The 13,270-nt window shown below is 70.6% G+C and carries 14 protein-coding genes; 8 read left to right on the top strand and 6 right to left on the bottom strand.

Annotated elements, in window-relative coordinates; all coding sequences use genetic code 11:
- The first annotated feature begins 93 nt into the window (after positions 1-93).
- On the top strand, positions 94-753 hold the full coding sequence (locus DFJ66_RS37680) for a response regulator transcription factor (RefSeq protein WP_147459464.1): 660 nt from the start codon (positions 94-96) through the stop codon (positions 751-753).
- Here DFJ66_RS37680 and DFJ66_RS37675 read toward each other — a convergent pair whose 3' ends face one another.
- Positions 754-1,128, bottom strand: a complete 375-nt coding sequence (locus tag DFJ66_RS37675; RefSeq protein WP_211351443.1) for a DUF4267 domain-containing protein — start codon at positions 1,126-1,128, stop codon at positions 754-756. It abuts the gene before it with no gap.
- A 99-nt stretch (positions 1,129-1,227) separates the two neighbouring features.
- On the opposite strand from DFJ66_RS37675, the gene DFJ66_RS37670 reads away from it, so the two are divergent.
- Positions 1,228-1,800 carry a TetR/AcrR family transcriptional regulator gene (locus tag DFJ66_RS37670; protein WP_121228686.1) on the top strand — a complete coding sequence of 191 codons (573 nt, stop codon included), beginning with the start codon at positions 1,228-1,230 and terminating at the stop codon, positions 1,798-1,800.
- A gap of 13 nt (positions 1,801-1,813) precedes the next feature.
- On the opposite strand, the gene DFJ66_RS42330 is transcribed toward DFJ66_RS37670, so the two are convergent.
- The gene (locus tag DFJ66_RS42330; protein WP_170199911.1) at positions 1,814-2,536 is read right to left on the bottom strand and encodes a GntR family transcriptional regulator; all 723 of its coding nucleotides are present in this window, start codon (positions 2,534-2,536) and stop codon (positions 1,814-1,816) included.
- A gap of 131 nt (positions 2,537-2,667) precedes the next feature.
- On the opposite strand from DFJ66_RS42330, the gene DFJ66_RS37655 reads away from it, so the two are divergent.
- Positions 2,668-3,912, top strand: a complete 1,245-nt coding sequence (locus DFJ66_RS37655) for an ROK family transcriptional regulator (RefSeq protein WP_170199909.1) — start codon at positions 2,668-2,670, stop codon at positions 3,910-3,912.
- Between the two features lie 38 nt (positions 3,913-3,950).
- Complete coding sequence (gene ligD, locus DFJ66_RS37650; protein ID WP_121228677.1) at positions 3,951-4,901, top strand: non-homologous end-joining DNA ligase; 951 nt, start codon at positions 3,951-3,953, stop codon at positions 4,899-4,901.
- A gap of 4 nt (positions 4,902-4,905) precedes the next feature.
- Here the strand turns inward: ligD and DFJ66_RS42325 are convergent, their stop codons facing one another.
- The gene (locus DFJ66_RS42325) at positions 4,906-5,148 is read right to left on the bottom strand and encodes a hypothetical protein (protein ID WP_147459462.1); all 243 of its coding nucleotides are present in this window, start codon (positions 5,146-5,148) and stop codon (positions 4,906-4,908) included.
- A gap of 142 nt (positions 5,149-5,290) precedes the next feature.
- Between DFJ66_RS42325 and DFJ66_RS37645 the strand changes: the two genes are divergently transcribed.
- A complete protein-coding gene (locus DFJ66_RS37645) occupies positions 5,291-6,592 on the top strand; it encodes a M28 family metallopeptidase (protein ID WP_121228674.1) in 1,302 nt (433 codons plus the stop codon).
- Between the two features lie 425 nt (positions 6,593-7,017).
- On the opposite strand, the gene DFJ66_RS37640 is transcribed toward DFJ66_RS37645, so the two are convergent.
- Genes DFJ66_RS37640 through cysC form a run of 3 tightly spaced genes read right to left on the bottom strand, consistent with a single transcriptional unit; the run spans position 7,018 to position 9,706 of the window.
- Positions 7,018-8,295 (bottom strand): sulfate adenylyltransferase subunit 1, encoded by a 1,278-nt coding sequence (locus DFJ66_RS37640; protein WP_121228671.1) that lies wholly within the window; start codon positions 8,293-8,295, stop codon positions 7,018-7,020.
- Positions 8,296-8,297: 2 nt separating this feature from the next.
- Entirely contained in the window at positions 8,298-9,185 is an 888-nt protein-coding gene (gene cysD, locus DFJ66_RS37635; RefSeq protein ID WP_121228669.1) for a sulfate adenylyltransferase subunit CysD, read from the bottom strand.
- Positions 9,182-9,706 carry an adenylyl-sulfate kinase gene (gene cysC, locus DFJ66_RS37630; RefSeq protein WP_246030075.1) on the bottom strand — a complete coding sequence of 175 codons (525 nt, stop codon included), beginning with the start codon at positions 9,704-9,706 and terminating at the stop codon, positions 9,182-9,184. The genes cysD and cysC overlap by 4 nt, the downstream gene beginning before the upstream one ends.
- A 301-nt stretch (positions 9,707-10,007) precedes the next feature.
- Between cysC and DFJ66_RS37625 the strand changes: the two genes are divergently transcribed.
- From DFJ66_RS37625 to DFJ66_RS37615, 3 genes are read left to right on the top strand one after another with little or no spacing between them, the layout of a single operon-like run.
- A complete protein-coding gene (locus DFJ66_RS37625) occupies positions 10,008-11,144 on the top strand; it encodes a Glu/Leu/Phe/Val dehydrogenase dimerization domain-containing protein (protein ID WP_121228664.1) in 1,137 nt (378 codons plus the stop codon).
- Complete coding sequence (locus DFJ66_RS37620) at positions 11,141-12,085, top strand: NAD(P)-dependent oxidoreductase (RefSeq protein ID WP_147459461.1); 945 nt, start codon at positions 11,141-11,143, stop codon at positions 12,083-12,085. The genes DFJ66_RS37625 and DFJ66_RS37620 overlap by 4 nt, the downstream gene beginning before the upstream one ends.
- Entirely contained in the window at positions 12,082-13,266 is a 1,185-nt protein-coding gene (locus DFJ66_RS37615; RefSeq protein ID WP_121228659.1) for a sulfotransferase family protein, read from the top strand. The genes DFJ66_RS37620 and DFJ66_RS37615 overlap by 4 nt, the downstream gene beginning before the upstream one ends.
- The last annotated feature ends 4 nt before the right edge of the window (positions 13,267-13,270 follow it).

Genomic DNA, 13,270 nt, shown 5'->3' with positions numbered 1-13,270 from the left:
TCGCCGACATTCCCGGCCGCACCGGTGCGGCTCCCACATCGCGGGAGGCATCATCGGGCCCTGCCCACCGGGGACCTGCGAGGGGGCGTACGGATGGCTTCACCGACACCGGGCGGGTGCCGCAACGGCGCGGCACCGCCTTGCCGGGTGCTGCTCGACGAGGACAACGAGCTGATCCGCACCGGGCTGCGGATCGTGCTCGACGCCCAACCGGACATCACCGTGGTCGGCGAGACGACGCCGGGCGACGACCCGGCGGCCCTCCGCCGCCGCACCCGGCCGGACCTGGTGGTGGGCAGCCGCGCGGGCTTCGGCGACCTGCCCGTGGTGGTGCTGTGCCGGGACGGCTCCGCCGAGGAGGTGGAACGCGCGATCCGCGACGGCGCCCGCGGCCTGCTGCTGTGCAGCGACTCGGCCCGGCACGTCGTGGAGGCGGTCCGCGCGGTGGCCGAGGGCAAGGGCTTCGTGGCCCCGTCGCTGGCCGGTCACGTCCTGGACCAGCTCACCCTGTGCCTCCCGGCCCCGAGACCCGAGGGCACCGCCGCCTTCGACCTGCTCACCGCGCGGGAGCTGGAGGTGTTGCGCCTGCTGGCCAGCGGCCTGACCACCGGCCAGGCGGCGAAGGCGATCCACCGCAGCCAGGCCACGGTGAAGTCGCACATCTCCCACGCCCTGGCCAAACTCGGCCTCCACGACCGGACGCAGGCGATCGCGATGGCGTACCAGATGGGCTTGATGGCCGGCCGCACCTGATCACTTCCGGCGCTGCTCGACCAGCAGCAGCACGCCGATCAACGCCACCAGCACCGCCGCCGACCCGTGCACGGCCAACGCGTACGCCACCGTGCCGCCGTGGGTCATCACCGCGATGCAGTCGCCGAGCGGCATGACCGTGTCGGCCAGGATCACGAAGCCCAAGGCCTTGCGGTGGCCCATGAGCAGCAGGATCAACGCGGTGAGGCCATAGGCGATGTCCCGCACGCCCTTCACGATGTAGTAGCCGGAGCCCCCGTCCGTGGGCCACGGCGAGATCCCGAAGCCCGCAGCCGCGTCGGCGCCGCCGATCAGGAAGCTCAGGCCGAAGTAGAAGCCCGCGACGACGACGAGGGCGGCAAGGACGGTGTTCACACGCTTCATCTCAACGCTCCGGTTTCTAGCAGTGCTAGCGACACGAGCAACACTAGACACGCGGGCGCTCGTTTGTCTAGCAGTGCTAGCCTCGCAGACGTGTCCATCCAACAGCGACGAGAACGCGAACGCGCCGAACGCCACCGCCTGATCGTCGCCGCCGCCCGCGACCTGGCCGAGACGGAAGGCTGGGAGGCGGTGACCACGCGGCGACTGGCCGAACGGGTCGAGTACAGCCAACCCGTGCTGTACAGCCACTTCAAGGGCAAGGACGCGATCGTGTCGGCGGTGGCCATCGACGGCTGCGGCGACCTGGCGAAGACCCTCGCGGAGGCGCGCGCCTCCCACGACGACCCGGCGAAAGCCCTACGCGCGGTCGCCGAGGCCTACCTGAACTTCGCCCACACCTGCCCAGCGCTCTACGACGCGATGTTCGTGCAACGCACCGACATCCCCTTCGGCACCCCAGACTCCCCACCGGAACTGAAGGCCGCATTCGGCGCTTTCGTAGCGGTCGTCGAACCCCTGGCCGGCGACGACGACGTGGAGACCCTCACCGAGGTCCTGTGGAGCGCCCTGCACGGCCTAGCCACCCTCACCGGCAGCAACCGCCTACGCCCAGACCACCACAACGCCCGCCTCGACCTGCTGCTGCGCCGCCTGCTGCCCTGACCCAGCGCGGGACTCACCCCGTGATCGGGATGGTGAACCTCGGCGCCGCTCCCCCGGTGCTCGACACGCTCGTGGTCGCCTCCACCGGCGTCCCCGACGAGCCGTGCGTGATCCGGTGCACCACCAGCACCGGCTCCTCCCCCGAGATCCCCAACGTGTCCGCCTCCGACCGCGTGGGCAGCCGCGCGTCCAACTGCACCGTCGCCACGATCGGGTCCAAACCGGCCGAGCGCAGCAACGGGGTCAGGTCCGGCTGCGGCGTGTCGACCCGGTCGGAGATGTCGTGCCCGGTCAGTTCCTCGATGGTCGTGGCCACGCTGCGCGGCAGCCACTGCTGGTCGATGCTCGTCACCCGCGTCCCGGTGTGGTGGTGGCGCACCCGGTGCACCACCAGGCTGCCGGTGTCCAGCCCGAACCGCGACGCCACCTCGGGCCCGGCCGCCGTCCACCCGCTGAGCACGACCTTCGGGTAGGTGGCGCCGTCGGGCAGCATCCGCGGCACCTGCTTCTGCGGCGGGATCGTCGTCCCGCACACCAGCGTCCCCAGGCCCTGCTTGGACGTCGCCACGCCTTGCGCGATGAGCACCGCCACGGCCGCCCGCGCAGTGCCCCGGGCCACGCCGAAGCGGTCCATCAGCTCGTGCAGCGTGGGCAGGACGCTGCCCACGGGGTACTCGCCGCGGTCGATCGCCCCGATCAGGTGATCGGCGATGCGCCGGTACTTCACGTCTTCCACCGCGGCCTCCCCGAACCACGAGCAGGGCACACTTACTAACGAACCGTTCGATACTCTGCTATGGTCTGGACCACCTGTCAAGGGTCTGGCTCTGCTACCGTGCGCCGCACCAGGGGAAAGTGAGGCCGGGCGTGTCATCCGGATCAGCGGCCACCGGCCCGCACGTGCTGCGGCGGATCAACGCCACCGCCGTGCTCAACGCCCTGCGCGACGCCGACGACCACACCGCCACCGTCTCCGACCTCGTCGTCGCCACCGGCCTGTCCCGCCCCGCCGTCACCCGCGCCCTCACCGCCCTCGCCGACGCCGGCATCGCCGAGTTCTCCGGCACCACCGAGCACCACATCGGCCGCCCCGCGCAGCGCGCCCGGTTCCGCGCCGAACTCGGGCACGTCGCCGGCATCGACATCGGCCCGCACAAGGTCGTCGTCCTGGTCGCCGACCTGGCCGGCACCGTCCTGGCGCAGCACCAAGCGGTCACCCCCGCCGGGCACACCGGCGACGGCGTGGTCCGCCTGCTGCGCGACGCGCTCACCCGGGTCACCACCGACGCCGGCATCACCCCCACCGACCTGTGGTCGGCCGCCGTCGGCACCCCCGGCATCGTCGACCACGACCGCGGCGAGGTCGTGCTGGCACCCAGCATCCCCGGCTGGTCCAGCCTGCCCGTCATCGCCGAACTGCGGGACTGGCTGGGCTGCCCGGTCGCCATCGAGAACGACGTCAACCTCGCCGTGGTGGCCGAGCGGTGGCGCGGAGGCCACGTCGGTCTGTCGGAGGCGGCGCCATGGCGCGGCGACGACGGGGACAACCTGCTGTTCGTCCAGTGGGGCGAACGCATCGGCACCGGCATGGTCATCGACGACAAGCCCTACCGCGGCGCGTCCTCGGCGGCCGGCGAACTCGGGTTCATCGACCTGGTCACCGACCTGGACGACGAACCCAAGCCACCCACCGACGGCCTGGGCGCGTTCGAACGCCTCGTCGGCGCGGGCGAGATCCTGCGCCTGGGCCTGCAACGCTGCGACCAGCCCCTGCGCGACCGGCTCGCCGAAACCGGCGACATCGCCGTCCTGTTCGACGCCGCCGCTGCGGGCGACCCCGCCGCCCTGTCCGTTGTGGACACCATCGCCACCCGGTTCGCACGCGGCCTGGCCGTGCAACTGCTCATCATGGACCCCCGCTGCGTCATCGTCGGCGGCGGCGTGTCCCGGGCCGGCGACGTGCTGTTCGACGCCGTCCGCAAGCGCCTGGCCCGACTCCTGCTCGTACCCGTCGACCTGCGCGTCTCCGCCCTCGGCGTCAACAACGTGGCCCTGGGCGCGGTCCGCATGGCCCTCGACGCCGTCGAAGAACGCCTCACCGCCCTGCTCTAGCGGTTGACCGGGCCGCCCCACCGGTGGAGGGTGATCGCGTGGGAGCTGCCGAAGAACGCGACGGCGTCGCGCTGACCAACCTCGACCAGCCGCTGTTCCCGGACGCCGGGGCCACCAAGCGCGACCTGGTGGACTACCTCGACGCCGTGCGCGACCGCATCCTGCCCGGGTTGGCCGGACGCCCCCTGTCCGTGGTCCGCGTGCTGCGCGGCCAGGACCCGTTCATGCAGAAGAACCTGCCCAAGTACACACCGGACTGGGTGAACTCGGTCGAGATGTGGGCGGAGGCGTCCCGCCGCAAGGTCCGCTACGCCCTGTGCGACGACCGCAAGACCCTCCTCTGGTTCGCGAACCAACGGGCCATCGAGTACCACGTCCCCCTGCACCGAGCCGACGACCGCGAACACCCCCACCACCTGGTCCTCGACCTCGACCCACCCGAGGGCGAGGACTTCGCCCACGTGGTCGCCGCGGCCCGCCTGGTCCAGCGGGCCCTGGCCGACTCGGGCCTGTCCGGAGCCGTGAAGACCAGCGGCGCCAAGGGCTTGCACGTCTTCGTCCCCATCACCGCCTCCGACGACGACGCGGCCGCCGCCACCCGAGCCCTGGCCGCCCGCGCCGAACGCCTCGACCCCGACCTCGCCACCACCGCCTACATCCGCGAGGAGCGCGGCGGCAAGGTCTTCCTCGACTCGACCCGCGCCTACGGAGCCACCGTCGTAGCCGCCTACAGCCCCCGCATCCGCCCCGGCACCCCGGTCTCCTTCCCCGTCTCCTGGGACGACCTCGACACCGTGCACCCCCGCGACTTCACCGTCCACACCGCACCGGCCGTGCTCAACTCCCGCGACCCGTGGGCCGACCAACTCCCCGCGCCCCAACAACTCCCGGCCGACCTGGTCGAGGAGGGCCACACCATCCCCGTCGCCCGCGTGGTCGCCATGCACGAGGGCAAGCGCCGCAAACGAGCCGCCCAACAGGACGGCTGACCCCTCAGCCTTCCAACGGCTGCTTCAACCGCGCCACCCGATGCGCCCCGTGGAGCGCGGCCAGGGTCTCGTCCACCAACTGGTCGACCGGAATACCCCGCTGCTCCACCGCCAACGCCCCGTCCCCGAGGGCCGGCACCGCCAACGCGTCGAACTTCCAGGAGCCGGGACGGCCCTGGTTGATCTGTTCACCGGCGCAGCGTACGTGGCGTCCCGGCGCAGGTCGGCAGCGGTTTTCGCGGGTCACACATTCCAATCTGCACTGAAGCGATGGAATAAATCGAAAGTCGCATTTCCCCCGAACGAGCCACGACGAACGCCGCTACCGCCCCGCTGCCCGCAGCCCCCACGCTCGACCGTGGCTATCCCTACACCCTGCGGAGGCAGCCATGTCCCTGAAGCGGACGACCCCGCTGGCGAGCGCCCTGCTGCTCGCCGCGGCCCTGCTCAGCCCACCGGGAGCCGCGACGGCCCAGCCGGCCACCCTGGCCGTGCCCGACATCTCGCTGACCAACGTCCAGGCGCACCTCGCGAGCCTGCAGACGATCGCCAACAACAACGGCGGCAACCGGGCGCACGGCCGTCCGGGCTACAAGGCGTCGATCGACTTCGTCAAGGCGAAGCTGGACGCGGTCGGGTTCACCACCCAGGTCCTCCCGTTCACCTACAACTCCGCCACCGGCTACAACCTGATCGCCGACTGGCCGGGCGGCGACCCGAACGACGTCCTCATGCTCGGCGGCCACCTGGACAGCGTCAGCGGCGGCCCCGGCATCAACGACAACGGCTCGGGGTCGGCGGGCATCCTGGAGACCGCGCTGACCGTGGCGCGCGAGAACTTCCAGCCCGCCAAGCACCTGCGCTTCGGCTGGTGGGGCGCGGAAGAGTTGGGTCTGGTCGGCTCGACCAACTACGTCAACAGCCTGTCGAGCACCGAGAAGTCGAAGATCAAGGCGTACCTGAACTTCGACATGATCGGCTCCCCGAACCCGGGCTACTTCGTCTACAGCGCCTCCGGCCAGCCCGCCGGTTCGCTGGCGCTCCAGCAGACGCTGGAAGCGGGCTTCACCGGCAAGGTGGCCACCGAGCTGACGTCGGTGGGCGGCCGGTCCGACCACGCGGCCTTCGCGCGAGCGGGCATCCCGATCGGCGGCCTGTTCACCGGCGCCGAGGTGACCATGACCTCGGCCCAGGCGCAGAAGTGGGGCGGCCAGGCGGGCGTCGCGTTCGACCGCTGCTACCACCGTTCGTGCGACACCAGCACCAACATCAACAACACCGCACTGGACCGCATGAGCGACGCCATCGCCTACGCCCTGTGGACCCTGGCCGGCACCGGCACCCCGCCGGGCAAGAAGTTCGAGAACACCACCCCGCTGACCCTGCCCGACCTGGCCACGGTCGAGTCCTCCATCACCGTGTCCGGTGTCGACGGCAACGCCCCGTCCGCCCTGGTGGTGGGCGTGAACATCACCCACACCTACCGCGGTGACCTGGTGATCGACCTGGTGGCACCGGACGGCACGGCCTTCAGGGTGAAGACGTCGAGCAACGACAGCGGCGACAACATCAACACCACCTACACCGTCAACGCCTCGGGCGAGGTCGCCAACGGCACGTGGAAACTACGCGTCCAAGACGTGGCCGCCCAGGACGTGGGCACCCTCAACAGCTGGTACCTGCAGTTCTGACCCGACGACGCCCTGGGCCGGCAACCTCGGCCCAGGGCTCCCCAAAGCCCCTTCGCTCTCCCACCCCTTTCCGGCGCGCAGCACTGCTCTTCACGCGCGCAGCGCGCTGTCTACGGTGGTGACCACCACAGGTGGAGGGCCTCGGTTCCCCCGCCGTATGGCCTGCCCGAAGGGCTACCACAGATCGCCCCGGGTGCAGCCGAAAATTTTGCGAGGAACGAGCAAAAATTTCAGCGGCACCCGGGGCGATCTGTGGTTGGCTCCGCCAGGCCATACGGCGGGGGAACCGACGCCCTTCACCCCCCGCTGGCGGCCTGCCGCGCGGCGAGCGCCGCTTGTCATCTTTTCACCTTTTGATCTTGAAACCCACACCACCCGCACCACCGCACCACCCGCGCCACCCACGAAAGGCGCAAAGTGCCCACCTACGTGCGGGCATCCTCCACCGGCAACGGAGCCCCCACCAGCCCAGCCGCCAAGGTGGACCCGTCGGCCGGGTCGATGACCAGGAACGCCCCGCCCCGCCGCACCTCCCCGTACTCGTCCAACGGCAGCGCTTGGGCCGTGCGCACGGCCACCCGCCCGATCTCGTTGAGCCGCAACGACCCCGGAGAGTCCACACTGGACAGCGCCTGCTCGTCGAACCGGGCGTGCAACGAGCCGACGACCGCCTGCACCGTCCGGGTCCCGTGCTTGACCAGCACCCGGTCCCCCGGCGTCAGCGGCTTCTCCGCCAGCCAGCACACCGTCGCCTCGAACTCGTCGGTCACCCTCGGCCGCCCGCCCGCCACGACCAGGTCGCCGCGCCCGATGTCGAGGTCGTCGGCCAGCAGCAGCGTGACCGACTGGCCCGCCGCCGCCTCCTCCAGCGGACCGTCGAACGTGTCGATCTTCTCGACCGTGCTGCGCAACCCGCCGGGCAGCACCTCGACCTCGTCGCCCACCCGCACGGTGCCGGCCGCCACCTGCCCGGCGTACCCGCGGTAGTCCGGGTACTCGGCGGTGCGCGGCCGGATGACGTACTGGACCGGGAACCGGAAAGGCGCGTCGTGCGGGTCGGGCTCGACCGGCACGGTCTCCAGGTGCTCCAACAGGGTCGGCCCGGAGTACCACGGGGTCTTGTCGGACCGCTCCACCACGTTGTCGCCCACCAGCGCCGACACCGGGATCTCCAGCACCGCGCCCTCCGGGTAGCCCAGCGCCGTGGCGTGCGCGGTGAACTCCTTGGCGATGCGGACGAACGTCACCTCGTCGTAGTCCACCAAGTCGATCTTGTTGACCGCCAGCACGAGCCTCGGCACGCCCAGCAGCGCCAGCACGGCCGCGTGCCGGCGGGTCTGCTCGACCACGCCCTTGCGCGCGTCGACGAGAAGAACACCCAATTGGGCGGTCGACGCGCCGGTCACGGTGTTCCTCGTGTACTGCACGTGTCCTGGTGTGTCGGCCAGGACGAAGGACCGGTTCGGGGTGGCGAAGTAGCGGTAGGCCACGTCGATCGTGATGCCCTGCTCCCGCTCCGAGCGCAGTCCGTCGACGAGCAGGGACAGGTCGGGGGTGGTCAGGCCGCGGTCGGCGCTGGCCCGGTGCACGGCGTCCAGCGTGTCCGCCAGCACGGACTTGGTGTCGTAGAGCAGCCTGCCGACCAGCGTGGACTTACCGTCGTCCACGCTGCCCGCGGTGGCCAGCCTCAACAGGTCGCTCATGGTCAGAAGTAACCTTCCCGCTTGCGGTCCTCCATCGCGGCCTCCGACAACCGGTCGTCGGCCCGGGTCGCACCGCGCTCGGTCAACCGCGACGCCGCCACCTCGGCGATCACCGACGCGATGTCCGCCGCGTCCGACTCGACCGCGCCCGTGCACGAACCGTCGCCGACGGTCCGGTACCGCACGGTCTTGGTCACCAACTGCTCGCCGTCCCGCGGGCCGCCCCACGGACCTTCGGCCAGCCACATGCCGTCACGCAGGAAGACCTTGCGCTCGTGGGCGTAGTAGATCGACGGCAATTCGATCCCTTCCCGCGCGATGTAGTGCCACACGTCCAGCTCGGTCCAGTTCGACAGCGGGAACACCCGGACGTGCTCGCCCGGCCGGTGCCGCCCGTTGTAGAGGTTCCACAGCTCCGGGCGCTGTCTCCTCGGCTCCCACTGCCCGAAAGCGTTGCGGAGGCTGAAGATCCGCTCCTTGGCTCGCGCCCGCTCCTCGTCGCGCCGGCCGCCGCCGAAGACGGCGTCGAACTTGTGCGTGGTGATCGCGTCGAGCAGCGGCACGGTCTGCAAGGGGTTCCGGGTGCCGTCCGGGCGTTCCTGGAGGCGGCCGTCGTCGATGTAGTCCTGCACGCGGGCCACTTCCAGCCGCAGGCCGTACTTCGCGACCACCCGGTCGCGGAACTCGATGACCTCGTCGAAGTTGTGGCCGGTGTCGACGTGCAGCAGCGGGAAGGGCACGGGCGCGGGCCAGAACGCCTTCACCGCCAGGTGCAGCAGCAGGGTCGAGTCCTTGCCGCCGGAGAACAGGATGACCGGCCGGTCGAACTCGCCCGCGACCTCGCGGAAGACGTGGATCGCCTCGGACTCCAGGCGGTCGGCGGCTTTCATCGCGCGGTGCCGTCGAGCAGGGCGACCATGCGTTCGACGCACGTTTCGACGGACAACTCATCCGTACGGAGGTGCAACTCCGGCTGGATGGGCGTCTCGTACGGGTCGTCGAAACCGGTCAACCCGGTGATCTCACCCTTTTTTGCACGCGCGTACAAGCCCTTCACATCGCGCGTGGCGCACACCTCGGGCGCGGCGTCGACAAAAACTTCGAGATACCGCAGACCGTGCGCCTCGTGATCCTTTCGAACGGCCTCGCGGGCGGCCCGGTAAGGCGCGATCACCGGGGTGATCACAATGGCGCCGTGACCGGCCAGCAGGCGGGCCACCAGGCCCGTGCGGCGGACGTTCTCGGCACGGTCGTCCTTGCTGAAGCCCAGCTCGGGGAACAGTTGACGGCGCACGACGTCGCCGTCCAGCACCTCGACCGGGTGCGTGCCCGCGAGCCGGGCGGCCAGCGCCGCGGCCAGCGTCGACTTACCGGAACTGGGCAATCCGGTCAACCAGATCGTGGCACCCACAAAGTCCCCCTTCGTATTCCCGAAGCGCGGCCGGAAAACCGTCGCGAACATCGGCCGCAAAGCGCGGGCAAGTGGTCTCGGTAAACGGCGACCCGAGGCTAGAGCAGCCTGTCAAGGGGTGTCCACCTGCTGGGCAGATCACCCTTTCGGCGGTAGAGGAGGCTCGGAGGCCGATGCTCTGATGAGCGCGGCGCCTGGGGGCCCCGAATCCATTCACTAACCGCCGCAATAACGCTGTTGCGGCGGCGCGAAAGCACGCCCTGCCCAATTTGCCGTACCCAAAATCCTGGGGGAACGCCACATGAGCCTGTTGCACGCGGACGCCACTCACGCCTCGTCGCCGCTGTTCTCCACGACGCTGTCCCTGCCGGACTGCGACGCCACCGGCTGGGTGGTGGTCGACAGCATGGTCGACGGCCTGGCGATGGGCGGCACGCGCATGACCCAGACCGTCGACGCCACCGAACTGGCTGCACTCGCCCGCGCGATGACGCACAAGTTAGCGCTGGTCGACCTGCCCATCGGCGGCGCGAAGGCCGGTATCCGCCCCAACGGCCCGGTCCGCGACCGCGAACACCTGATGCGCACCTTCGGCCGCGTGACCCGCCCGCTGCTGCACGGCGGCGTCTACCTGGGCTGCGACCAGGGCACCACCCACCCCGACCGCGACATGTTCTTCGCCGCCGCCGGCTACGACATCGCCACCCGCCCCGGCGCCACCCGCCTGAACGTGGACTGGGCGGAGTTCTGGCGCACGATGGTCGACATCACCGGCTTCGGCGTGGCCACCGCCGCACTGGGCGCGATCCGCGCTTCGGGTGCCCGCACCCCGCAACGCGTTGTGCTGCAAGGCTTCGGCACCGTCGGACGCGGCGTCGCCCAACACCTGGCCGCGCACGGCCACCAGATCGTCGCCGTCGCCGACATCCTCGGCACGGTCGAGGACCCGGCCGGGCTGCCGGTGGACAAGCTCATCGCGTGCACCAGCACCGACGGCACCATCGACCGGTCGGGCCTGCCGACCTCGGTGCGCGTGCACGACGGCGACCGGGCGTGGCTGAAGGTCGACACGGACGTCCTGGTGCTGGCGGCGGGCGCGGACGCCATCGACGAGTCGGTCGTGTCGTCGGTGCGCGCGAAGATCATCGTCGAGGGCGGCAACATGAGCTGCACCAAGCCCGCAAGGCGGATGCTCGGCGAGGCCGGCCTGACCGTGCTCCCCGACGTCGTCGTCAACGTGGGCGGCGCGGCCGTCACCGGCTGCATCATCGCCGGCGTCGCACCGAACGGCCTGAACGTGCCGCAGATGTCGGCGTGGCTGCGCGAGTGGATCGCCTCGAAGATCAACAAGAACTGCGAGCTGATCCAGGAGCTGAGCGCGTCGGGCAGCGCCGAGCCGGTGGCCGAACTGCTGGCTCAGCGGAACATCGCGTGGTGAGCTGGGACCGGCCGGAAGTCCTGGTCGCACACTCCAAGATGTGGCCGGAGCTGGTGCCCCGGATCGCGGCGGAGATCCCGGTACGCCAGTCCGACACCATCGCCGCGTTGGACCCGGAGACCCGCGCGTCCATCGACGTCTTGGTCGGCTACCAGTTCCCCCCGGACTGCCTGCCGCTACTCCCGAACCTGCGCTGGCTGCACCTGACCGGCACCGGCACCGACCACTTGGCGGCGGCCGGCCTGCGCCCCGGCACGCTGGTCACCAACGCGGCCCGCGTGCCGGTCGAGGCCGTCGCCGAGTACGCGGTGGCCGGACTCTTCATGCTGCTAAAGGATTTAGTTGAGTTAACTGAAATTTCTCACCGTCCTGCTTGGTACACGGGACGGGCGGTGATGCTGGATGGCGCGACCGTGCTCGTCCTCGGTGGCGGGCGGATCGGGCGGGCGGTCATCAGGCGGTTGTCGGCGCTGGGGGCTCGGTGTGTCGCGGTGACGCGGACTGGGCGGACGCCGGTGCCGTTGGCGGTCAAGACGGTGGGGGTTGAAGCGCTGCCTGGCATCGCCGCCGAAGTGGATCATGTGGTGGCTTGTCTGCCGGCTACCGACCAACCCCTGGTCGACAAGGCGGTGTTGGGGGCGTTGCCGGCGCATGCCGCCTTCGTCAACGTCGGCCGTGCGTCCACTGTGGACGAAGAAGCGCTGTATGAGGCCCTGCGCTCCCAGCAGATCAGGGGCGCGTTCCTGGACGTCCACAAGAACGAGCCGTTGCCGGACGACGATCCGGTCTGGCAGGTGCCCAACCTGGTCGTCTCGCCGCACCGGGCCTTCGCGTTCCCGGGTGAACCCGCCGAGGTCGCCCGGACCTTCCTGGACAACCTCGCCGACCTGCGCGCCGGGCGCACACCCCGTGACGCCGTCACCCTGAGGGAGGACTCGTGACCGCGCAACCGAAGCCGACCCTGCGACCGGAGTCGACCCTGCAACCGGAGCCGACCCCGCAACCGGAGCCAACCGCGCAACCGAAGTCGACGCTGCAGCCGGAGCCGATGTTCGACGTCGGTGAGGAGCGGTTCCGCACGGCCGTGCTTGCCGAAGGGCGGCTGCGGGAGGAGGACGTGCCGGTCGTCCTGGGCTCCCTGGAGCGCAGTCGCCAGGTCATCCGGGACGTCGCCAAAGCGCACAACGACCTCAAGCCCGCGCCCATCGACGCCCCCGTCGTCATCATCGGCATGTTGCGCACCGGGACCACCCTGCTGCACAACCTCCTCGCCCTCCACCCGAGCCTGCACGGCCCGAAGCTGTGGGAGCTGGCCGACCCGGTGGCGGCGGCGGGCGACCCGGAGACGTACCCGGCCGTCCGGCAAGCGGCGCAGGCGTACGTGGACGACTACAACCGCAAGGCCCCGGACCTGGCGAGCATCCACTACCTGCACGCCGACCGGCCCGACGAGTGCCTGCGGCTGGTGGTGAACACCTTCCACAGCATGGTGCTGGAGATGCGCTACCGCGTCCCGTCCTTCGGCGAGTGGCTGCACCGGCAGGACCTGACCGTGCCCTACCAGTGGCACCGCCACCAGCTCGAAGTCCTGATGAGCAGGCGCACCGACGACCGGGGCAACCCGCTCACGCCCGTCCTCAAGTGCCCGTTCCACACCTGGTACCTGCCGGAGCTGGTCGCGGCCTACCCGAACGCCCGGTTCGTGCACCTGCACCGCGACCCGGCGGAGGCCATCTCGTCCACCGCGAGCCTGTGCCGCGCCGTGCGCGGAGCCCGCAGCGACGACCTCGACCTGCCGGAGATCGGCGCGTTCTGGCGCAGCCGGATCGTGCCGCTGACCGAAAAGCTCGCCGACGCCCGGGACGTCCTGGTCAAGAACCAACCGGTCCTGGACCTGCGCTACCGCGAGCTGGTCGCCGACCCCAGGCACACCCTGCGGCGGGTCACGGACTTCCTCGGGCTGCCCTTCACGAGTGAGTTCGAAGCCGCCACGGAGAGCTACCTCGCCGCGAACGGTCAGCGCAGCAAGGGCGTGCACCGCTACTCCACCGAGGAGTTCGGCCTGGACGCGGACAGCCTGCGCGCCGCCACCTCCGCCTACCGCACGCGCTTCGGCGTCTAGACAA

Origin of the sequence: Saccharothrix variisporea (genome assembly GCF_003634995.1) — a bacterium.
GTDB lineage: Bacteria > Actinomycetota > Actinomycetes > Mycobacteriales > Pseudonocardiaceae > Actinosynnema > Actinosynnema variisporeum.
The sequence above is the reverse complement of the archived record's forward strand: the minus strand, read 5'-3'. Positions and strand labels throughout refer to the sequence as shown.